The sequence below is a fragment of the Pseudonocardia sp. TMWB2A genome, from assembly GCF_017312135.1.
The window spans coordinates 3,462,277-3,483,218 of sequence record NZ_QKQY01000002.1 but is presented as its reverse complement, the minus strand read 5'-3'; the positions used below and the strand labels follow the sequence as shown (position 1 = coordinate 3,483,218).

At 76.0% G+C, this 20,942-nt stretch carries 18 protein-coding genes; 11 read left to right on the top strand and 7 right to left on the bottom strand.

Translation table 11 applies throughout. The features are described from left to right. Positions 1-50 precede the first annotated feature (50 nt). Together DMP17_RS30870 and DMP17_RS30865 are read right to left on the bottom strand one after the other, a co-directional pair. Positions 51-1,970 carry a S9 family peptidase gene (locus DMP17_RS30870; protein ID WP_226365336.1) on the bottom strand — a complete coding sequence of 640 codons (1,920 nt, stop codon included), beginning with the start codon at positions 1,968-1,970 and terminating at the stop codon, positions 51-53. Between the two features lie 94 nt (positions 1,971-2,064). Next, positions 2,065-3,357 carry a cation:proton antiporter domain-containing protein gene (locus DMP17_RS30865; protein WP_226356853.1) on the bottom strand — a complete coding sequence of 431 codons (1,293 nt, stop codon included), beginning with the start codon at positions 3,355-3,357 and terminating at the stop codon, positions 2,065-2,067. Positions 3,358-3,581: 224 nt separating this feature from the next. Here DMP17_RS30865 and DMP17_RS30860 point away from each other — a divergent pair, with 224 nt between their 5' ends. The 6 genes from DMP17_RS30860 (at position 3,582) to DMP17_RS30835 (ending at position 12,958) form a co-directional block, all read left to right on the top strand. After that, positions 3,582-6,257, top strand: coding sequence for a phosphatidylglycerol lysyltransferase domain-containing protein (locus tag DMP17_RS30860; protein ID WP_337831371.1), 2,676 nt, complete (start codon positions 3,582-3,584; stop codon positions 6,255-6,257). Then, complete coding sequence (locus DMP17_RS30855) at positions 6,254-7,585, top strand: alpha/beta hydrolase (RefSeq protein ID WP_226356851.1); 1,332 nt, start codon at positions 6,254-6,256, stop codon at positions 7,583-7,585. Before DMP17_RS30860 ends, DMP17_RS30855 begins: the two co-directional genes overlap by 4 nt. Positions 7,586-7,656: 71 nt before the next feature. Then, entirely contained in the window at positions 7,657-8,310 is a 654-nt protein-coding gene (locus DMP17_RS30850) for a response regulator (RefSeq protein WP_226356850.1), read from the top strand. Next, positions 8,307-9,425: a sensor histidine kinase gene (locus DMP17_RS30845; RefSeq protein ID WP_337831370.1), complete on the top strand. Its 1,119-nt coding sequence runs from the start codon at positions 8,307-8,309 to the stop codon at positions 9,423-9,425. Before DMP17_RS30850 ends, DMP17_RS30845 begins: the two co-directional genes overlap by 4 nt. Positions 9,426-9,582: 157 nt before the next feature. Beyond that, entirely contained in the window at positions 9,583-11,301 is a 1,719-nt protein-coding gene (locus tag DMP17_RS30840; protein WP_337831369.1) for an ABC transporter ATP-binding protein, read from the top strand. Positions 11,302-11,401: 100 nt separating this feature from the next. Further along, a complete protein-coding gene (locus tag DMP17_RS30835) occupies positions 11,402-12,958 on the top strand; it encodes an FAD-dependent oxidoreductase (protein WP_337831368.1) in 1,557 nt (518 codons plus the stop codon). 44 nt (positions 12,959-13,002) lie between these two features. Here DMP17_RS30835 and DMP17_RS30830 read toward each other — a convergent pair whose 3' ends face one another. Further along, positions 13,003-13,620, bottom strand: a complete 618-nt coding sequence (locus DMP17_RS30830; protein ID WP_337831367.1) for a hypothetical protein — start codon at positions 13,618-13,620, stop codon at positions 13,003-13,005. A gap of 129 nt (positions 13,621-13,749) precedes the next feature. Between DMP17_RS30830 and DMP17_RS30825 the strand changes: the two genes are divergently transcribed. After that, positions 13,750-14,385, top strand: coding sequence for a TetR/AcrR family transcriptional regulator (locus tag DMP17_RS30825; RefSeq protein WP_226356846.1), 636 nt, complete (start codon positions 13,750-13,752; stop codon positions 14,383-14,385). A gap of 28 nt (positions 14,386-14,413) precedes the next feature. Here the strand turns inward: DMP17_RS30825 and DMP17_RS30820 are convergent, their stop codons facing one another. Then, positions 14,414-15,280: an alpha/beta fold hydrolase gene (locus tag DMP17_RS30820; protein WP_337831366.1), complete on the bottom strand. Its 867-nt coding sequence runs from the start codon at positions 15,278-15,280 to the stop codon at positions 14,414-14,416. Positions 15,281-15,376: 96 nt separating this feature from the next. Here DMP17_RS30820 and DMP17_RS30815 point away from each other — a divergent pair, with 96 nt between their 5' ends. Beyond that, positions 15,377-15,859, top strand: coding sequence for a CGNR zinc finger domain-containing protein (locus DMP17_RS30815; protein ID WP_337831365.1), 483 nt, complete (start codon positions 15,377-15,379; stop codon positions 15,857-15,859). A gap of 7 nt (positions 15,860-15,866) precedes the next feature. Here DMP17_RS30815 and DMP17_RS30810 read toward each other — a convergent pair whose 3' ends face one another. Beyond that, a complete protein-coding gene (locus tag DMP17_RS30810) occupies positions 15,867-16,310 on the bottom strand; it encodes a Rid family hydrolase (protein WP_226356843.1) in 444 nt (147 codons plus the stop codon). A gap of 68 nt (positions 16,311-16,378) precedes the next feature. On the opposite strand from DMP17_RS30810, the gene DMP17_RS30805 reads away from it, so the two are divergent. After that, entirely contained in the window at positions 16,379-16,873 is a 495-nt protein-coding gene (locus tag DMP17_RS30805) for a MarR family winged helix-turn-helix transcriptional regulator (RefSeq protein ID WP_443217926.1), read from the top strand. Positions 16,874-16,898: 25 nt separating this feature from the next. On the opposite strand, the gene DMP17_RS30800 is transcribed toward DMP17_RS30805, so the two are convergent. Further along, the gene (locus DMP17_RS30800) at positions 16,899-17,273 is read right to left on the bottom strand and encodes a phosphotransferase (RefSeq protein WP_308016745.1); all 375 of its coding nucleotides are present in this window, start codon (positions 17,271-17,273) and stop codon (positions 16,899-16,901) included. A gap of 128 nt (positions 17,274-17,401) precedes the next feature. Between DMP17_RS30800 and DMP17_RS30795 the strand changes: the two genes are divergently transcribed. After that, positions 17,402-18,397: an LLM class flavin-dependent oxidoreductase gene (locus DMP17_RS30795; protein WP_337831364.1), complete on the top strand. Its 996-nt coding sequence runs from the start codon at positions 17,402-17,404 to the stop codon at positions 18,395-18,397. 11 nt (positions 18,398-18,408) lie between these two features. Here DMP17_RS30795 and DMP17_RS30790 read toward each other — a convergent pair whose 3' ends face one another. Beyond that, positions 18,409-19,398 carry a LacI family DNA-binding transcriptional regulator gene (locus tag DMP17_RS30790; protein WP_337831363.1) on the bottom strand — a complete coding sequence of 330 codons (990 nt, stop codon included), beginning with the start codon at positions 19,396-19,398 and terminating at the stop codon, positions 18,409-18,411. 451 nt (positions 19,399-19,849) lie between these two features. On the opposite strand from DMP17_RS30790, the gene DMP17_RS30785 reads away from it, so the two are divergent. Continuing rightward, complete coding sequence (locus DMP17_RS30785) at positions 19,850-20,863, top strand: ABC transporter substrate-binding protein (protein WP_226356840.1); 1,014 nt, start codon at positions 19,850-19,852, stop codon at positions 20,861-20,863. Positions 20,864-20,942 lie beyond the last annotated feature (79 nt).

The following is a 20,942-nucleotide window of genomic DNA, read 5'->3' as shown; positions in this document are numbered from 1 at the left end:
CACCCTGTCCCCGGACGGCTACCCCGGGGCGGTGCGGCGAAACGACGGGCTCAGGCGGAGCCGCCGAGGTGCTCGGCGAAGTGGCGCTCCATCGCCCGGAACAGCCGGATCCGGTTCTCCGGGTTGGCGAAGCCGTGCCCCTCGTCGGTGGCGAGCAGGTACTCCACCGGCACCCCGCGCTCGCGCAGCGAGGCGACGATGTTGTCCGACTCGGCCTGCACGACGCGGGCGTCGTTGGCGCCCTGGGCGACCAGCAGCGGCGTGCGGATCCGGTCGACCATCGTGATCGGCGAGCGGGCCGCGAGGTCGGCCGCCTGCTCCGGCACGTCCGGGTCGCCCGCGTAGCGGTACCAGGCGTTGACCTGGTAGGGCCGGACGAACTCGGGCAGGGTGCGCATGAAGTTGGCCAGGTCGGAGATGCCGACGTAGTCGACGGCGGCGGCGAAGCGGTCCGGGGTGACGGTCACGCCGACCAGCGCGGCGTACCCGCCGTAGGAGCCGCCGTAGATGCCGATCCGGTCCGGGTCGGCCCAGCCCTGCCCGACGGCCCAGTCGCAGGCGTCGATCAGGTCGTCGTGCATCGCGCCCGCGAGCTCACCGATCGCGGCGGTGAGGTGGCGGCGGCCGTAGCCGGTGGAGCCCCGGAAGTTGACCTGCAGCACGGCGTACCCGCGGTTCGCGAGGAACTGGACCTCGGGGTCATGGCCCCAGGTGTCGTGCGCCCACGGCCCGCCGTGCACGACCAGGACCAGGGGCAGGCGCTCGCTGTCCTGCCGGGTCGTGCCGACGGGCAGGGTCAGGAAGCCGTGCAGCGGGAGGCCGTCGCGGGCGGTGAACGACACCGCGTCCATCGGCGCGAGGTCGGCCGGGTCGAGCTGCGGGTGACCGCGGAACAGCTCCCGGCTCTCCCCCGTGGCGTGGTCGTAGAGCCGGTACACGCCCGGCTCGCGGTCGTGGGTCCAGCCGGCGATCCAGAGCCGCCCGGACTCGTCGGAGGAGACCGACTCCAGCACGCCGTCGGACAGCGCGGACAGGGCCTCGTAGACCGGCGCGAACTCCGGGTCGAGGATCTCCAGGTGCGGCCGGTCCCCCACGTACCGGGCGGCGACGACCTCGCCGGTGGCGCGGTCGGTGAGCAGCGTCTGGGGCAGGCCGGGGCCGAGCATCCCCAGCGTGTCCAGGCTCCTCCCGTCCACCGCGGACACCACGGTCTGCTCGCCGGTCTCCCGGTCGATCCGGACCAACCGCAGGTCGTCGGAGTCCTGGTGGAGCCCCAGGAGCAGGCCGGTGCCGTCGGGGGTGACCATCTGCGGGTACACGCCGACCGGGTGCTCCGGGCCGCCGACGGTGAGCAGCAGCCGTCGCCCGCCGTCGGGGTCGACTGCGGAGAACTCGTAGTCGCCGGCCTCGGTCATGACCGAGTGGAACGCCGGGCGCCCCTCGCGGTCGGTCAGCCAGGTCTCGCGCAGCCCGGGCTGGGCCAGCTCCAGGGTGGTCTCCCCGGTCGCGAGGTCGACCCGGAACATGTCGATCGACATCGGGTCGGGGTTCATCCAGACCAGCACGGTGCCGGGGCGCTCGTGCGCCGGCTCGACCCCGAACACCCGCGAGCCCGGCGCCATCGGCGTGAGGTCGACGGCGGGCTCCCCGGGGGCGTCGAGGTCGACCCGGTACAGGTGCCAGTCCTCGTTGCCGTCGGTGTCCTGCTCGTAGAGCATCCAGCGCGGGTCGCCGGTCCAGTGGTAGCGGGAGATCCCGCGGCGGGTGTCGTGGGTGACCGCGACGGCGTCGGCGTGGGTCTCGTCGACGCCCCGGACCCAGAGGTTGCGCCGTCCGCGGTGCGACGCGAGGTAGGCGATGCGCGTCCCGTCCGGCGACAGCGACGGCCCGGCGAACTCCGGGTCGGCGAAGAAGTCCTCGAGGCTGATGCGGGTGCGGGTGGGTGTCCGGGTCATCGGTGCGTGGGTCATCGGTGCCTCCTCACGGAGCCGGGGACCGTCCCCGGTGCCTGGGGGCCATGGCACCGTCGGCCGTCGCGGCACACTCCAGCGATCGTGACCCGGGTCACCCGCCGGCGCGGGGTGCGGCGGTCTCCCGGGTCCGCTCGGGCGCGAGCCGGGCGATCGCCGCGGAGGAGCCGAGTCCGTGCAGCAGGACGCTCCCGGCCACGCACAGCACCGTCGCGATGAGGATGGTGTCGGCCGGGTCGCCGTCGGGCAGCCCGTTGAACGCCAGCAGGCCGAACACGATCGTCGTCGTGCCGCGGGGGCCGAGCAGGCCCGCGAGCAGCCGTTCGCGGGCACCCAGACCGCTGCCGACCAGGGCGAGCGCGACCGGGACGATCCGCAGCACGGTCAGCGCGAGCACGCAGAACACCAGGATCGGCAGGTCCACGGCCGAGGCGAGGTACACCCCGGCGATGCCGACGACGAACCACATCGCCGCGGTCAGGATCGCCGTCACGTCCTCCAGCAGCACGAAGTCGCGGCCCATCGCGACCGCCGCACCGCCCGCGGCGCGGACGCCGCCGTCGGTGCCGCGCAGCCGCCGGGCCAGCAGCACACGGTGCACGTACCGGAACGCGATGCCGCACACGAACGCGGCGACGAAGCCGTTCCCCCCCAGGCCGAGCGCCGCGGTGTAGGTGGCGACCGGGGCGATCAGCACGACGGTCCGCCGGGACCGGTCGGTCGTCGCGCCGCGCACCGTGGCCAGCTCCAGCGCCCCGCCGAGCACGGTGCCCAGCAACAGTCCGACGACGATCGCGGTGACCGCGTGCGGCACCGCCGTGGACAGCGCGTGCCACGGACCGGAGCCCTGCGTGGCCGCACCGCCGGCCAGGGCGAGCGCGACCAGGAAGACCGGCGAGACGATGCCGTCGTTGTAGCCGCCCTCGACGTTCAGCGCGCTGCGCAGCCGGGCGGGCAGCCGCCGGTCGCGCACGACCCGCTCGCTGGAGGCGAAGTCGATCGGGACCACCACGCAGGCGAGCACCAGCAGCACCGGCCAGGGCAGCGCGGGGAACAACAGCCCACCGACGACGACGGTGGCGAGGATGCTCAGCGGCATCGCGACCAGCAGCATCCGGGCGGCGGTCCCCGGCGCGCGCCCCCACAGCCGCCCGCCGCGGACCTCGGTGGCGTCGACGAACAGCAGGACGGCCAGGATGATCTCGGCGACGCGCTGCGCGGCGGTGGTGTTCAGGACGGCCCCGACGGACCCCTCCACCGTCAGCCCGACGACCGCCCCGGCCGCCACCATCACCGCCGGGACGGCGATGTTCCAGCGCTCCAGCCGTCGCGCGGCGAGGGCACAGAGGACGGCCGCGACGGCGGCGGCCAGCAGGGTCGGGATCATCGTGTCGTCCGGGGTGTCGGCGCGGTGCGGGCCGTCCCGACGCTAGCGAGCACGGCCCCACCGTCCCGGCGGGTGTGACGCGGCGGACCCCGCCCGCCGTCGATACCCGCCACCCGGCGGGTCGGCACCCGCCCGGCGGCGGCCCCGGTCCCGCCCACGGCGGGTGCCGGTCCCCCGGGCCGCGCGGCCAGGCTCGGGGCTCCGACACCGACGGGGGCCCGCACATGACCACGACCACGACCCGACCGGCACCGGCCGGTCCCCCGGTGGCGGCGTCCGGCCCGCCGGTCCGGCGCACCCCGGTGCGGGCGGTGTCCGCGCTCGTCGTCACCGTGGCGGGGGTGGCCTGCCTGGCCGAGGTCGTCCTCGGGGCGCCGCCGGTCACCGCCGTCGACGACGCGTTCGGGCTGCTGGGCGTCCCGACCGGGCCGAGCCTGCTCGTCGGGCTCGCGTTGCTGCTGCTGGGCGCGGCGCTGCGGGCCGGCAGGCGTGCCGGGGCGGGGGTGCTGCTCGTGCTGCTGGTGGTCTCGGCGCTCGCCGGGCTCGACCCGCCCACCGGGACGGCGGCGGTGGCCGTCCCCGCGCTGTGGGCGGCGACGCTGGTGGCGCGGCGCGCGGAGTTCGGGGCCCGGGTCGCGCCGGGCGCCCGGCGTCGCGCCGCGGTCGTGGCCGTGGCCGGGCTCGGCGCCGCGGTCGCGGCGGGCTGGCTGCTGGCCCCGGGCGCACCCGGCGCCCCGGCCGGGGCGTGGCCGCGGCTGGTGTGGGTGGCCGACCGGCTCACCGGCGGCGCGTTCGAGCTGACCGCCGCGGGTGTCGACGACGGGTGGCTGCCCGCCGCGCTCGACCTGGTGGGCGGCGCGGTGCTGGTCGCGGCGCTCGCGACGTTCCTGCGCGGGGCGCGGGCGCACGGCACCGCGACCGCCGGGGACGAGGAACGGGTGCGTGCGCTCGTCGCCGGCCACGGGGGTGCGGACCCGCTGGCCTTCTTCGCGACGCGCCGCGACAAGCGGGTCGTGTTCTCCCCGGACGGCCGCGCGGCCGTCGCGTACCGGGTGGTCGGCGGGTCCTCGGTCGCCGCGGGCGACCCGGTCGGCGCGCCGGGACGGTGGCCCGGCGCCGTCGACGCCTGGCTCGCCGAGGCCCGCCGCTACGGGTGGCAGCCCGTGGTGCTCGCGGCCGGGGAGCGGGGTGCGGCGCTCTACCGGCGGCACGGGCTGCGGGTCCGCCGGATCGGGGACGAGGCCGTGGTCGACCTGCCGCGGCTGCTGCACACCGGGGGCCGGGAGGGCCGGATCCGCCGCGCGGTGCGCCGGCTGTCCGCCGAGGGCTGCCGGGCGACGGTCCGGCGGGTCCGCGACGTGCCGGAGGCCGAGCTGGCCGCCGTCGCCGGCCGGGCGGAGCGCTGGCGGCACGGGCCGACCGAGCGCGGGTTCTCGATGGCCTCGGGCCGGGTGGGCGACCCCGCAGACGTCGACGTCGTGCTGGTCGAGGCGACCGGGCCGGACGGCGCTCCGTGCGCGGTGCTGACGTTCGCGCCCTGGGGCACCGACGGGGTGTCGTTGGACGTGATGCGGCGGGCTCCGGGCTCGCCACCCGGCATCATGGAGTTCATGATCGGTCAGCTGGCCGCGGCCGGTCCCGCGCACGGGATCCGGCGGGCCTCGCTCAACTTCGTGCTGTTCCGCGAGTCGCTGGAGACCGGCGGGCGCCTGGGTGCCGGTCCCGTGCAGCGCGCCCGGCGGGCCGTGCTGCGGGCCGCGTCGTCGTTCGTGCAGCTGGAGTCGCTGCACCGCTTCAGCCTGACCTTCGAGCCGGAGTGGACACCGCGGCTGCTGTGCTGGTCGGGCGGCACGGCCCGGGCCGCCGTGGCCGCCGCCGCGGCGGAGGGCTTCCTGCCGCTGCCCCGGCCCGCGGTCCGCGGCCCGGGACGTCCTCCGGCCCCGGCCTGCGGTCCCGGGCCGTCGGCGCCGCGGCGTGCCTCCCACCCCGCCGTCGCGACCCGGGTCGACGACCTCGCCGCGCTGCGCCGGGAGCACGCCGGGCTGGACCGCGACGTCCGCACCGGCCGCCCGGCGACGGTCGTGGGCCGGGTGCGGGCCCGCCGCACCTTCGGCGCGCTGGCGTTCGCCACGCTGCACGCCGGTACCGGGCGGATCCAGGTGATCGTCGACGAGACCACCACCGGCGCCGACGCGCTCACCGGGTGGAAGGCCACGGTCGGGCCCGACGACCTCGTCCTGGTCCACGGCGAGGTCGTCACCTCCCGCTCGGGTGAGCTGTCCGCACTGGCCGGATCCTTCACCCGGCTCGCGGGCGCGGCGCACCCCGCACCCGCCGACGCACTGGCCGACGCCGCCGAGCAGGCCCTGCTCACCGCGGGCTTCGCCGCGTCGGCGGTCCCGCCGGTGCACCCGGCGCTGCCCGGTGGCGCCGGGCCCGCCCCGGACGGGGTGGTCGAGCGGCTGTTCCACATCGACCGGTCCGCCCGCCCGGTGCTGCACCTGCGGGCGTCGCTGGCCGACGCGCACGCGCTGTGGTCGGTGCTGGACCGGGTCGCCGACGCCCTCCCCGCGGCCGGTGCCGTGACCGGGGGGCCGGTACCCGTGGTGGAGACGGCGCCGCCGGTCGCGACGGAGCCGCTGGCCCGCCCCCGCGACGACGCCCCGGACACCGCCGACGCGTGGCGGGTCACCCTCGACGGCCACGAGGTCGCCGCGGCCGCCACCGGGCTGACCGACCCGGCGCTGCTCGGCGGGGCGCTCGGGACCGGCCCGGCGGCCGCGGTGTTCGACCGCGGGGTGCTGCCGTTCGCGACGGCCCGCGCCGACCTCGCGGCGCTCGCCGCCCTGCCCGCGCTCCCCGCGCTCCCGGCGCTCCCGGCAGGGGACGACGCCCGGTGACCGTGACCCCGCTCCCGCCGCCCCCGGTGCCCGCGACGACACCGCTCGACCTGTCGCTCGTCGCCGGGACGCTGCCGCTGGTGATCTCGGTCGCCGGGGTCCTCGCGGCGGCGTTCCTGCTGTGGCCGCGCGGGCCGCGCTGGTGGCGACCGGCGCTGCTCGCGGTCGTCGTCGCGGCGGCGCTGCCCGCACTGGCCGCGTTCGTCCTGAACGACCTGTGGCGGCCGATCCCCGACCAGCTGCCCGCCCGCCTGTTCGTCTGGTCCGGGGTGGCGCTCGCGGCGCTGCTCGGCGGGGTGCTCGTGCTGCGGCGCGGCGGACGCGCCGCCCGCCTGCTGGTCGTGCCCGCGGTGCTGCTCGTTCTCGCCACCAGCGGCGTCAAGGTCAACGCGATCTACGGCTACTACCCCACTCCCCGGCAGCTGCTCGGGCTGCCCGAGGCGAACGCGCTGGACCCGGCCCGCATCCCGCCCCGCGCGGGCGGCGCGGTCACCGCGGCCCGGTGGGTGCCGCCCGCGGACCTGCCGGCCCACGGCGGCGTCGCCCGGATGGCCATCCCCGGCACCGTCTCGCGCTTCCCGGCCCGGCCCGGGGTGGTCTACCTGCCACCGGCCGCGCTGGTCCGCGGCGGGCCGAGGCTGCCGGTGCTGGTCCTGGTCGCGGGCGCACCGGGCGGCCCCGCGGACTGGCTGACCGCGGGGCGGCTCGCCGCGGTGCTCGACGAGTTCGCCGCGGCGCACCGCGGGCTCGCCCCGGTCGTCGTGGTGCCGGACGCGACCGGCGGCACCTTCGACAACCCGCTGTGCATGGACTCCCGGCGCGGCGCCGCCGAGACCTACCTGCGCCGCGACGTCCCGGACTGGATCCGGCGGACGTTCGACGTGGACCCCGACCCGCGGAGCTGGACGATCGGCGGCTTCTCCTACGGCGGGACCTGCGCGCTGCAGCTCGCCGTGCGCGCCCCCGAGGTGTACCCGGCGTTCCTCGACGTCGGCGGTCAGGACCAGCCGTCGCTGGGCACCCGGGAGGAGACGGTGGGTGCGCTGTTCGGCGGCGACGACGCCGCGTTCCGGGCCGCCGACCCGCAGGAGCTGCTGCGCACCCGTCGCTACGACGGGGTGAGCGGCACCGTCGTCGTCGGCGCGGACGAGGGCGGCGACGTGGAGCGGGCCCGGCGGCTCGCCGAGCTCGCCCGCACCTCCGGGATGGACGTGCGCTACCTGGTCCTGCCGGGCGGGCACTCCTGGGCGGTCGCGACGGCCGCGCTGCAGCTCGCGCTGCCCGGCGTCGCCGCCCGCGGTGGTCTGGTCCCCGGCCCGCCCCGATGAGCGACCGAGCAGGATGGGGCGGCGCCGGCGGGACACGCGGCGGGATCGGCACGGACGGGCGGGGGACGGCGATGATCCGGGTGGTCGTGGTGGACGACGAGGCCCTGGTGCGGTCCGGGTTCACGATGATCCTGCAGGCCGCGGGCGACATCCGGGTGGTGGCGACCGCGACCGGCGCCGACGCCGAGCGGGAGATCGCGCTCGCCCGGCCCGACGTCGTCCTGCTCGACATCCGGATGCCCGGGGTGGACGGGCTGACCGTGCTCGACCGGGTCCTCGCGGCGGGCGACGCCCCCGCTGTGGCCATGCTGACGACCTTCGACACCGACGAGTACATCGAGCAGGCGCTCGCCGCGGGCGCGTCGGGGTTCCTGCTCAAGGACACCGACCCCGACCAGCTCGTGCAGTCGGTGCGGGCGCTCGCCGCCGGTGCGGTCGTCCTGTCCCCGGGCGCGGCCCGGCCCGTCGTCGGCGGGCGGCTCTCGGCGGACCGCCGCGCCGCCGAGCGCGACGTCGCGGCGCTGACCGACCGCGAACGCGACGTCCTGGCGCTGGTCTCGGAGGGACTGTCCAACGCCGAGATCGGCCGGGAGCTCTACCTGTCCCCCAGCACGGTGAAGGACCACGTCAGCACCCTGCTGGGCAAGCTCGGGGTCACCAGCCGGGTGCGCGCGGCGCTGCTCGCCCAGCTGGCCGGCCTCCGCCGCCCCGGCGACGACGCGTGAGCGTCCCGGCGCGGTGGCGCGGCCCGGCGCTCACGGTCGCGACCGAGGTGGCGCTGTTCGCCGTCGCCGCCCTGGACTCGCTGCTCGAGATCACCGCGTCGGACCGGGCGTGGCCGTGGGTCGCGGCGGGACTGGCACTGCTCGGCGTGCCGCTGCGCCGGCGGTACCCGGTGCTGGGGTTCCTCGCGACGCTGCCGGGCCTGGTCACCTCCTACGCCCTGATCGCGACCCTGGTGACGCTGTACACGCTGGCCCGGGGCACCTCGAACCGGACGCTGGTGGTGCTCGCCGCGACGGCCACCGCGGTCGGCGCGGGCATCACCTTCCCGGTCCGGCTGGACCTGCTCGACCGCCAGTCGCTGCTCGACCTGGTCTACGGGATCATGTCCGGGGCCGCCCCGGCCGCGCTCGGGCAGCTCGTGCGCGCGCAGGACTCGCTGCGCAGGCGGCTGCGCGAGCTCGCCGACTCCCACCGCGTCGAGCAGGACCTGCGCGAGGAGCAGGTGCTCGAACGCGAACGCAACCGGCTCGCCCGGGAGATGCACGACGTCGTCTCCCACCAGGTGTCACTGATCGCGGTGCAGGCGGGGGCGCTGCAGGTCGGGGCGGTCGACGACACCACCCGGGAGGCGGCCCGCACCATCCGCAGGCTCGGGGTGTCCACACTCGACGAGCTGCGGCACATGGTGGCGGTGCTGCGGGCGCCCAGCGGGGACGGGACGCCGCTGGAGCCCCAGCCCGGCCTCGCCGAGCTGGCCGCGCTGGTGGCGGGCGCCGGCGTCGACGCGGAGCTGGCGCAGGAGCCGGGCATCGACCTGGACCCGCACGCGCAGCGGGCGGTGTACCGGACCGTCCAGGAGGGACTGACCAACGCCCGCAAGCACGCCCCCGGCTCCCGGGTCACCGTCCGGGTCGCCCGGGCCGGCGGGCGGGTGACGACGACGGTGCACAACACCCGCCCGGACCGCGGGCCGCTGGGACTGCCCGGGTCCCGCCAGGGCCTGGTCGGGCTGCGCGAGCGCGCCGAGCTCGCGGGCGGCGAGCTCTCCGCGGGCCCCGACGACGACGGCGGCTTCCGCCTGGCGCTGCACCTGCCGCTCCCCCGCCGGAGCTGAGGCGGACCCGCCACCCGGAGGGGGCCGGTCCCCGCCGGACGGCGGACCGCTCCGGCACCCCGGCCGGTCCCCCGCACGCCCGGCACCCGGTGGACTGGGGGTCCGGCCGGGGCCGCCCCCGGGATCGCGGCCGGGAGCACAGGGAGACGACCGCACGATGCACTACCTCCTCCGGCACGCCGCCGCCCACCGCGGGCTGCTCGCCGCGGGCCTGGTCCTGGCGCTGCTCGGCAGCGCCGCCGGCCTCGCCCAGCCACTCGCCGCGCAGTCGGTGATCGACTCGCTCGGCGGGGGCGGCTCGCTGCTCGTCCCGGTCGTCCTGCTCAGCCTGCTGGTGCTCGGCAGCGCGGTCGCGAACGGCGTCAACAGCTACCTGCTCGACCGCACCGGCGAGCACGTGGTGCTGAGCATCCGGCGGCGGCTCGCCGCGCGGCTGGTCCGCATCCGGGTGCCCGAGCTCGACACCCGCGCCCCCGGTGACCTGGTCACCCGCGCGACCTCGGACACCGGCCTGGTCCGCCACGCGACGACCTCGGCGCCGGTCACCCTGGTCAACGGTGCGGTCGGCATGGTCGGGGCGCTGGTGCTGATGGCGGTGCTCGACCTGCGCCTGTTCGGCGTGACCGTCGCGGTGCTGGTCGTGGTGGGTGCCCCCGCGGCGCTCGTGCTGCCGCGCATCCGCCGGGCCACCGAGCAGGCCCAGTCCGCCGTCGGCACCGTCGGGTCCGTCCTGGACCGGGTGCTGGGCGCGGCCCGCACCGTGAAGGCGTACGGGGCCGAGCGCCGCGAGCAGGCCGCCGTCGACGACGCCGCGACCGCCGCGTTCCGGGCCGGTGTGGTGCAGGCGCGCTGGGAGGCGCTGCTCGTCGCCGGGGCGGAGTTCGCGTTGCAGGCGTCGTTCCTCGTGGTGCTCGCCGTCGGCGGCGGGCTGGTCGCGACCGGCGCGCTCACGGTGTCCACGCTGGTCGCGTTCCTGCTGTACCTGTTCTACCTGGCCACGCCGCTGACCGAGCTGGTGTCGGCGGTGGGGACGCTGCAGCAGGGACTCGGCGCCGCCCGCAGGCTCGCCGAGGTGGAGGACATCCCGGTCGAGGACGACGTCGACCCCGGCGCGTTCCCGGTCCCGCCGCGGACCGGACCGCCGTCGCTGGTGTTCGACGACGTCCGCTTCGCCCACCCGGGCCGCGCCGAGGTGCTGCGCGGGGTCGGGTTCGCCGTCCCCGCCGGGTCCCGGGTCGCGCTGGTCGGGCCGTCCGGGGCGGGGAAGTCGACGCTGCTGTCGCTGCTGCTGCGCTTCCACCCGCCGACCGGCGGGACCGTGACCGTCGACGGGGTCGACCTGGCCGCGGTCCCGCGCGCGACCTGGCGGAGCCGGGTCGGTGTGGTCGAGCAGGACTCGCCCGTGCTGGACGGGACGCTGCGGGAGAACCTGCTGCTGGGCGCCCCGGACGCCACCGCCCCCGCACTGGCCGAGGTGGTGTGGGCGACCCGGCTCACCGAGCTGGTCGAACGCCTGCCCCGGGGGCTCGACACCCCGCTCGGGGCCCGCGGGGTCACCCTGTCCGGCGGGGAGCGGCAGCGGGTCGCGATCGCCCGCGCGCTGCTGCGCCGGCCGGGTCTGCTGCTGCTCGACGAGGCGACCGCGCACCTGGACAGCGGCACCGAGGAGGCGCTGCACGAGCTGCTGTCCGGGCGCCGTACGGGGGCGACGGTGCTGGTCGTCGCGCACCGGCTGCGCACCGTGCGCGACGCCGACGCCGTCGTGGTGCTCGACGGCGGCCGGGTCCGCGCGGTCGGCACGCACGAGGAGCTGCTGGCCTCCGACGAGCTGTACCGCTCGCTGGCCGCCGCCCAGGCCGTCGGCGCCGGGGCCTGACCCGGCGGTGCCAGGGCCGTGCGTGCCGCGTGCGTGCCCCGCGCCAGCGGCCGGGCGCAGTCTCGGGTCACGACCTCGACGACGGAAGAAGGCGATCGGTGTGGACGACGTGGTGATCGTGGGAGCGGGCCCGGTCGGTCTGCTGCTCGCCTGCGAGCTGGGTCTCGCGGGCTGCTCGGTGACGGTGCTCGAACGCGAGCCCGGCGGGGAGAACCCCTGGCGGACCGCGCCGCTCGGGATGCGCGGGCTGACCGCGGCCTCGGTGGAGGCCTTCCACCGGCGAGGGCTGCTGCCCGCGCTGCGGGAGGCGGTCGGCCCGACCCCGGCCGGCTTCGGCCCGGACCCCGCGGCCGACGACCGCACCGACCCCGGTGCCGAGGCCGGGGACGGGGTGCTGCCGCCGCCGCGGGCCGGGCACTTCGCCGGGATCATGCTGGGCGGGGTCGAGCTCGACGAGACCGCGCTCCCGCCCCGGCTCCCCACCCCGGCCACGGACCGGCTGATGATCCACCTCGCCGACGTCGAGGGGATGCTGGCACGGCGCGCGGGCGAGCTCGGGGTCCGGATCCTGCGCGACACCCCGGTCACCGGCCTCGACCAGGGCGACGACGGGGTGGTCGTGCACAGCGGCACCGGCACGTTCCCCGCCCGGTGGGTGGTCGGCTGCGACGGCGGCCGCAGCGCCGTCCGGCGGCTCGCCGGGTTCGACTTCGTCGGCACCGAGCCGCAGTTCACCGGCTACGTGCTGCACGCCAGGGTCGACGACCTCGACAAGCTCGACCGCGGCTTCACCCTGACCCCGCAGGGCATGTACCTACGGATGCCCACCGACGGGCACCTCGGGATCATGGACTTCGACGGCGGTGCCTTCGACCGCTCGCGGCCGCCGACGCCCGAGCACCTCCAGGAGGTCCTGCGCCGGGTGTCGGGCACCGACGTGACCCTGCTCGAGGTGTGGAACGCCTCCAGCTTCACCGACCGCTCCATGCAGGCGACGACCTACCGGCGGGGACGGGTGCTGCTCGCCGGCGACGCCGCGCACATCCACTCCCCGCTGGGCGGGCAGGGCCTCAACTCCGGCCTGGCCGACGCGCTGAACCTGGGCTGGAAGCTGGCCGCCACGGCGCGGGGCACCGCCCCGGACGGCCTGCTCGACACCTACGACGACGAACGGCACCCGGTCGCGGCCGCCGTGCTCGACTGGTCCCGCGCCCAGGTGGCGCTCATGCGGCCCGGCCCGCAGGCCGCCGCCCTCCAGGCGGTGGTGCGCGACCTGCTCACCACCCGCGACGGCGCGGGCTACGTCTACCTGCGGACCTCCGGCGCGGGCCTGCGTCTCGACCTCGGCGACGCACACCCGATGGTCGGGCGGGTCGCGCCGGAGTTCCGCCTCGCCGACGGCACCTGGCTCGGTGAGCTGACGACCACCGGCTCGGGTGTGCTGCTCGACCCGGGGGCCGACCCCGCACTGGGCACCGCGGCGCGCGGCTGGGCGGACCGGATCCGCCGCGTCACCGGCCCGCTGCGCGACGACCTCGGCACCGGCACCGTCCTCCTGCGCCCCGACGGCGTCGTGGCCTGGGTCGGCGGGGACCGGCCCGATCCCGCGGCGTTCGGGCGGGCGGCCCGCCGCTGGTTCGGGGAGCCGGCCGCCTGACCGGGGGCGTGCCCCGGCGGGCGGACCGCCGGGGCACGCCCGGCTCAGTTGCCGACGCCGTCGAGCAGCCAGTGGTAGCGCAGCCGCAGCGCCCGTTCGGTGCTGGCCAGGGCGGCCGCGAGACCGAGCGCGATGTTGAGCCAGATCGGCAGGTGAACCGGCGACTCGAACACCCCGACCGCCGCCGCGACCGGCGGGATCCGGCTGAGCGGCTCCAGCAGCTGCAGCAGGTTCAGCCCGACGCCGACGACCAGCGCCACCACCGACACGACTCCGAGCACGCGGCTGAGCGACGGGTGCTCGCGCTCCAGGCGGGCCCGGCGGCCCTCCGCCGAGCGCGGGTCCGGGACGAGCTGCCGGACCGCACCGGCCGCGGTGACGTACCGGCAGCGCTTCACCCCGAACCCGCTCGTCGCGACCTCGATCGCGCCGCCCTCGACCGGGACGACGGCCGGCACCCGCGACGACGCGTGGTGCCGCCCGTCGCGGTACACCTGCGCGACGACCTGCCCGTTCTCCCCGCTGCCCTGGTGGCGCACGTCGACGGAGTACCGCGCCGGCCGCCCGTCGGCGCCGACCAGGTCCAGGTGCAGCAGGGCGCGCCCCAGGAACATCTGCCACCAGCGGAAACGCTTCAGCGGACTGCCGTCGCCCGGCCTCACCCGTCGGACGGCGCGGTGTCGTCGCCACTCGGTCAACATCTGGTCCCCCCGAACCCGTGTCCTTGACCAACACACTGTGTTGGTCCGTGCGCCGGCACGCTAACACGGTGTACTAGTAGGCTGCCAGGGGTGGACGAGACGCAGCGGCGGAGGCTCGGCAGCCGGGACCGGGTGCTCCTGGCCGCGATGGAGCTGTTCGGCCAGGACCCGGGGACCCGGCTGAGCGTGCGCGCGGTCGCCGCGCGGGCCGGGGTCAGCACCGGCTCGCTGCGCCACCACTTCCCGACCCAGCGGGCGCTGCAGGACGAGGTCCTGACCCGCGTCTACGACCTCGTCGCCCCCGACGACGCCATCCACGACACCGCGGTGCCGGCCCGGGACCGCCTCGCCGCCTGCCTGCGGGAGGTGCTGACCCGGACCGGGGTCGGAGAGCAGGCGCGCCGGGCGCTGCGGACCGCGGTCGACACCTTCGTCGTGCCCGAGCCGACCGAGGAGAACCGGCGGGCCTACCTCGCCATCGAGCGCGAGGTGCGGCGCCGGGTCGAGTACTGGCTGACGACCCTGGTCGACGAGGGCGCACTCGCCCCGGGCGACAACGCCCGGCGGGCACGGTTCCTCATGACCGTGGTCGACGGGCTCGGCATGGAACGGGCACTGCCCGCCGCCGACTCGATCCTGCGGACCGAGACCGAGACCCTCTACCTGGCCGTGGACGCCGTCCTGGGCGACCCGGGCGGCGAGACCCAGGACGACGGCCGGTCCTGATCGCGCATCCGGCCCCCGGGTGCACGCGTCACGCCGGGACCCGCTCCAGGAAGCGTCGCAGGTGGCCGGCGACGACGTCGAGGTGGCTCTCGAGCAGGAAGTGGCCGCCGTCCACCAGGTGCACCTCGACGTCCCGGGCGTCGCGGGCGAACGCCCGCGCCCCGTCCGGTCCGAAGATCTCGTCGTTGCGCCCCCACACCGCCAGCACCGGGACCCCGGTGGTGCGCAGGAACCCGTGCAGGCGCGGGTAGAGCGGGCGGTTGTTGCGGTAGTCGCGGAACAGCGCGAGCTGGACCGCGTCGTTGCCCTCGCGGGAGACGAGCGCGTGGTCGTGGTGCCAGGTGTCCGGGTCCACCGTGCCCGGGTCGGACACCCCGTGCAGGTACTGCCACCGGATCGCGTCGAGGCCGAGGGCGGCACGGACGGCGGGCTCGGTCTCCGGGCCGGGCGCGTCCCCGTAGGCCCAGACGTCGGTCCAGAACGACTCGACGAACCCGTCCTCGTAGCCGTTGCCGTTCTGGGTGACGATCGCGGTGATCCGCTCCGGGTGGGCGAGTGCGAGCCGCCAGCCGATCGGTGCGCCGTAGTCCTGAACGTAGAGGGCGTAGCGGTCGACGCCCAGCAGCTCGAGCAGCCCGTCGGTGATGTCCGCGAGCGCGTCGAAGGTGTAGTCGAACTCCGACGCCGACGGGGCGGCGGAGTACCCGAAGCCGAGGTGGTCCGGCGCGATCACGTGGTGGTCGTCGGCCAGCAGCGGGATCAGCTGCCGGAACATCGACGAGCTGGTCGGGTAGCCGTGCAGCAGGACGATCGTGGGCGCGTCGGCGGGACCGGCCTCCCGGTAGAAGATCTCGTGTCCGTCGACGGTCGCGGTCCGGTGGTGGACGAGCGGCATGACTAACTCCTTCACATTCTTGATATGGTTAGACTTCCCCACGGAAGCACGCCCGCATGTAACCTGTCAAAGGACTCGATGCGGTTAGGAGACGACGTGGACCTGCTGCTGGACCTGCTCAACAGCAGACCCCTGGTCGACGGCACGGAGCGCGACGCCCTCCGCGACCCCGTCGCCGGGAGCCGCTGGGCCCGGGCTCACGGCGGCGACGGCGGCCCGGAGGAGCTGGCGGCGCTGCGCGAGACCCGGGACGCCCTCACCCGGGTCGCACGGGGGGACACCGACCCGGGCGTCGCACTGGCCCCGCTCCTCGACGGCGTGCACCGGACGCCGGAGCTCACCGACGGGCGGCTGACCTGGCGGACCGTCGCCCCCCCGCACGCCCGGCTCGCCGTCGAGGCCGTCCTCGCCTGGGCCGCCGTCGAGGAGGAGCTGCCCGGCCGGCTGCGCCCCTGCGCGAACGACGCGTGCCAGCTGTTCCTGCTCGACCGCAGCCGCGCAAACCGCGCCCGGTGGTGCTCGATGGCGGTCTGCGGGAACCGCGCCAAGGCGCGCCGGCACTACGAGCGGACCCACTGAGGCACCCTCAGCCGGTCCCCTCCACCAGGGCGGTCACCCGGATCTCGACCCGCATGGTGGCGACCCCGAGCACGGTGACGCCGGTCTGGGTCCAGACCGGGGCCCGCCCGCCGAGCCGGCTGCGGAACTCCCGGACCATGATCCGGTTGTGCTCGTCGCCGATGGCGTCGGACCCGGGCGCGACCTTGTGGTACGAGTTCACGTGCACGACGTCGGCCCAGGTCGCGCCCGCCTCGGCGAGCGTGCGCCCGACGTTGTCGAACGCCTGGACGATCTCCTGCTCCAGGTCCTCGGCGACGACCAGGTCGTCGTCCCAGCCGCCCTGGCCCGAGGTCTCCACCCGGTTGCCGATCCGGACCGCCTGGCTGTAGCCGAGCAGGTCGCGGGCGGTCACGCCGTAGCCCGGCGTGACGTGGAAGGTGGCGGTCTCGCGGTCGATGACTTCATCCATGAATTCAAGCTACAAGTCATGAGTTCACCTGTAAAGTGCGCTCCGGTACCCACGGACAGGAGCGACGGGTGACGACGGACGGGGCGACACCGGAGGCAGGCGGTGACGGGCCGACGTGGCTCGACGGCGGGGAGAAGGCCGCGTGGACGGGCCTGGTCTCGCTGATCATGCTGCTGCCCGGCAGGCTGGAGGCACCGCTGCAGCAGGCGCACGGCCTGACGCTGTTCGAGTACCTGACGCTCAGCCACCTGTCCGAGGCGCCGGGGCGCAGCCTGCGGATGAGCGAGCTCGCCTTCCTGACCAACGGCTCGCTGTCCCGGCTGTCCAACGTGGTCAAACGGCTGGAGGGCCGCGGCTGGATGCACCGCTCCCCCGACCCCGACGACGGCCGCTACACCCTCGCGGCCCTCACCGACGCCGGGTTCGACGTCGTGCACGCCGCGGCGCCGACCCATCTGCGTGCGGTCCGCGCCCTCGTCCTCGACCGGCTCGACGCGGCGGACCGGGCGGCGCTGGGCCGGATCGCCGTCGCGCTGGGGGTGCAGGACCTCCCGCCGTCCTGAGCCGGCGCGACCGGGAGGGCGCCGGTCAGCCGTCGCCGAGGATCCGGCCCAGCACGTGACGGGCGTTGGCGGCGATGACCGGGTGGCTGTCGCGGTAGTACGGCAGCTGCACCAGTGCCATGGCCAGCGCCCAGCCGCGCCCGCGGGCCCAGGTCGCGTCGTCGGCGTCGACGGCGCCCCGGAAGGCCGCGACGGCCGGCGGAGGGAGCAGGTTCCACGCGGGGACGAGGTCCACCGCCGGGTCGCCGAGCCCCGCGGTCGCCAGGTCGAGGACCGCGGCGAGCCGGCCACCGCGCGCCAGCAGGTTGCCGGGCATGAGGTCGGCGTGCACCCATACCGGCGGGCCGGTCGGCCCCGGGACGGCGAGCGCCGCCTCCCAGGCCGCGGTCGCGGCGCCGATGTCGAGGGGTTCGCCCCCGTGCCGGAGCCGGGCTCACCACATTTCCGTTCCGGATCCCGCGGAGCGGAAGAGGATGCGCCTCCGGTTCGTTGACGGAGAGGTCACCGTGTCGATCGTGAGGTGCTGTCATGCCGCTACCGCTGCCGTTGTCGATTCTGGACCTGGCCACCGTCGCCCGGGGTGAGACCGTCGCCCAGGGCCTGGAGGCCAGCACCCAGCTGGCGCAACGCGCCGAGGAGTGGGGGTTCCGCCGGATCTGGTACGCCGAGCACCACAACATGGGCTCGATCGCGTCGGCGGCGACGAGCGTGCTCATCGCCCACGTCGCCGCGCACACCGAGCGCATCACGCTCGGTTCCGGCGGTGTGATGCTGCCGAACCACTCGCCGCTGCAGATCGCCGAGCAGTTCGGCACCCTCGCCGAGCTCCACCCCGGCCGCATCGAGCTGGGGCTCGGCCGCGCGCCCGGCACCGACCAGGCGACCGTCGCGGCGCTGCGGCGGGACCCGCGCGCGTCGGAGACCTTCCCGCAGGACGTGCAGGAGCTGCAGGCGTTCCTCGGGACCACCAGCCTGGTCCGGGGCGTCGAGGCCCACCCGGGCCGCGGCACCGGCGTCCCGCTGACGATCCTGGGGTCCTCGCTCTACGGCGCCCAGGTCGCGGCCGCGCTGGGGCTGCCCTACGGCTTCGCCTCGCACTTCGCGCCGGACGCCCTGGAGCAGGCCGTGGCGCTCTACCGCCGGGAGTTCCGGCCGTCGGAGCAGCTGTCCGCCCCGCACGTCCTGGCCGGGGTGAACGTCATCGCCGCCGACTCCGACGACGAGGCACAGCAGATCCAGCGTGAGGTGCAGCGGTCCCGGGTCCGGCTGTTCACCGGCCGTCGCGGGGCCTCGCTCACCGACGCCGAGGCCGACGCCGTCCTCGACAGCGCCTCGGGCGGGCAGATCCGGTCGATGACCCGCTACACCGCGGTCGGGACACCGGAGACCGTCACCACCTACCTGGAGGAGTTCGCCGCCCGCGCCGACGCCGACGAGCTGATCGTCACCGGTCCGGCGCCGCGCCGGGAGAGCTGGTGGCGCAGCTGGGAGCTGCTGGCGAGGAAGGTCCAGAACACGAGCTGACGGCGACGCCGTCAGTGGGGCGGCGGGCCGACGCTGTCGCGGGACACCAGCACCGGGGCGATCTTCCGGTGCACCGCCTGCGACACGTCCGGCCCGGCCTCGTGGTTCAGCAGCAGGTCGAGCGCCTCGCGCGCGACGGCCTCGAAGTCCGCGCGCAGGCTGGTCAGCGGCGGGATGAGGTGCGCCGAGACGGGCACGTCGTCGAACCCGACGACGCTGACGTCCCCGGGGATGCTCCGGCCGCGGTCGTGGAAGGCGTGGAGCAGGCCGGTGGCCAGCGCGTCGTTCGCGGCGAACACCGCGGTCACCTCGGGCATCCGGGCCATCAGCTCACCCGCCCGGTACCCGGCGTCCGCGCTCCAGTCCGCAGCCATCACCGGCGGCACCTCGGCCCCGGCCGCGTGCAGCGCCGCGGCCCAGCCGGCCGCACGGCCCGCCGCGTCGAACCAGTCGGTGGGGCCCGCGACGCGCCAGACCGTCGCGTGGCCGGCGGCCAGCAGGTGCTCGGTCGCGATCCGGCCGCCCTCCACCTGGTCGACCGTGGCCATCGGCAGCTGCTGGTCGGGATCGCCGTCGACGGTGACGAGCGGGACGTCACGCGGCACGGTGTCGAGCGCCTCGGCCACCGACGCCACCGGCGCGATCACGACGATGCCCGCGACCTGTCCGTCGAGGTGGCGCTGGACGGCCTGGCGCACCGACTCGCCGTCGATCTCGCGCACCCGCACGACGCTCACGCCGAACCCGGCGCCGACCGCCTGTTCCTCGAACGCGGCGAGCAGCGACACCGGGCCGAACAGCGTGGACCGCGGCGCGACGACGCCGAGCACCCGGTCGCGGCCGGTCACCAGGGTGCGGGCGGCACGGTTCGGCCGGTAACCGAGCTCCTCGATCGCGGTCCGGACCCGCACCCGGGTGCTCTCCCGGACGTTCGGGTGCGCGTTCAGCACCCGCGACACCGTCTGGTGGGAGACCCCGGCACGACGGGCCACGTCGAACATGGACGGTGCCCGTCCCGGCCCCGGCCTCGGCCCCGACCCCGGCTCCATCGCGATCCCCACGCCGTCCCCCTCCGATCGGTGCAGCGTAGCCGTCCGTGACCGTCTCCCCTTCGGAGGGCGTTCGCCGGACCCCTGCACGACCGGGACGTTCCCGGCCACCCCGCCGACGCGTCCCCCGGGCGGCCGGGAGACCGTCCGGCGCCCGCGGACCGCGGGAACCGGACAGCGTGATTGTTAACCTTCACATCAACGATGTCCAGGACCGGCAGCGGACGCGATCACCTATCGATGGACGATCGGTCCGGCGGCCACACCGACCCTTGACCCACCGCCGTGTTCGCGCTAACAATTGCTCACCACCGAGACCGCCGGCACACCGGACCGCACAGGATCCGGCTCCGGCCCTCACCCCGCAGGCCGCGCACCGCCGCGCACCACACGGAGGATCCCGATGTCGACGACGACACCCACCCCGACGGCACCCACCGGGCGCCGCGTCTTCCGCCGGCTGGCCGGCGTCGCCGCGGCCATCGCCCTCACCGCCGGGATCGCGGCCTGCGGCTCCGGCGGGTCCGGCGGAGCCGCCCCGGACACGCTGACCCTCGGCTTCGCCCAGGTCGGCGCGGAGTCCGGCTGGCGCACCGCGAACACCGCCTCGATCCAGGAGTCGGCGAAGCAGGCCGGGATCGAGCTCCAGTTCTCCGACGGCCAGCAGAAGCAGGAGAACCAGATCAAGGCGATCCGGTCGTTCATCCAGCAGCAGGTCGACGTGATCGCGTTCAGCCCGGTCGTCGAGACCGGCTGGGACACCGTGCTCCAGGAGGCGAAGCGGGCCCGGATCCCGGTCGTGCTCACCGACCGCTCGATCGACTCCGCCGACCCGTCGCTGGTGAAGTCCTTCATCGGATCCGACTTCGTCAAGGAGGGCGAGAAGGCCGGCGAGTGGCTGGTGAAGGACTCGGCGGGCAAGCCCGAGGTGAACGTCGTCGAGCTCCAGGGCACGACCGGCGCCGCCCCGGCCATCGACCGCACCGAGGGGTTCAAGCAGGCCACGGCGGGCACGCCCGCGATCAAGGTCGTCGCCTCGCAGACCGGTGACTTCACCCGCTCCGGCGGCAAGCAGGTCATGGAGGCGTTCCTGAAGTCCCAGCCGAAGATCGACGTGGTCTACGCCCAGAACGACGACATGGCTCTCGGCGCCATCGAGGCCATCACCGCGGCGGGCAAGGTGCCCGGCAAGGACATCACGATCATTTCTGTCGACGCCACCAAGGACGGGATGCAGGCGACCGCCGACGGGAAGATCAACTACATGGTCGAGTGCAACCCGCTGCTCGGCGGACAGCTGATGGACATGGTGAAGAAGGTCGCCGCCGGGGAGCAGGTCCCGGCCCGCGTCGAGGTCACCGAGACCACCTTCGACCAGGCCCAGGCCGCGGCCGTCCTGGCCGAGCGCAAGTACTGATCCCGCACCGTCCGCCCGGTGCCGGTGGAGCACGATCCACCGGCACCGGGCGGTTCCCACTCCCGGGTGCCGCGCGCGG

Coding starts and splice junctions, on each gene's coding strand:
- DMP17_RS30820 (WP_337831366.1), bottom strand. CDS start 15,280: ATGCCGCTCGTCCACCACCGGACCGCGACCGTCGACGGACACGAGATC.
- DMP17_RS30870 (WP_226365336.1), bottom strand. CDS start 1,970: ATGACCCACGCACCGATGACCCGGACACCCACCCGCACCCGCATCAGC.
- DMP17_RS30795 (WP_337831364.1), top strand. CDS start 17,402: ATGCCGCTACCGCTGCCGTTGTCGATTCTGGACCTGGCCACCGTCGCC.
- DMP17_RS30850 (WP_226356850.1), top strand. CDS start 7,657: ATGATCCGGGTGGTCGTGGTGGACGACGAGGCCCTGGTGCGGTCCGGG.
- DMP17_RS30785 (WP_226356840.1), top strand. CDS start 19,850: ATGTCGACGACGACACCCACCCCGACGGCACCCACCGGGCGCCGCGTC.
- DMP17_RS30810 (WP_226356843.1), bottom strand. CDS start 16,310: ATGGATGAAGTCATCGACCGCGAGACCGCCACCTTCCACGTCACGCCG.
- DMP17_RS30860 (WP_337831371.1), top strand. CDS start 3,582: ATGACCACGACCACGACCCGACCGGCACCGGCCGGTCCCCCGGTGGCG.
- DMP17_RS30865 (WP_226356853.1), bottom strand. CDS start 3,357: ATGATCCCGACCCTGCTGGCCGCCGCCGTCGCGGCCGTCCTCTGTGCC.
- DMP17_RS30790 (WP_337831363.1), bottom strand. CDS start 19,398: ATGTTCGACGTGGCCCGTCGTGCCGGGGTCTCCCACCAGACGGTGTCG.
- DMP17_RS30840 (WP_337831369.1), top strand. CDS start 9,583: ATGCACTACCTCCTCCGGCACGCCGCCGCCCACCGCGGGCTGCTCGCC.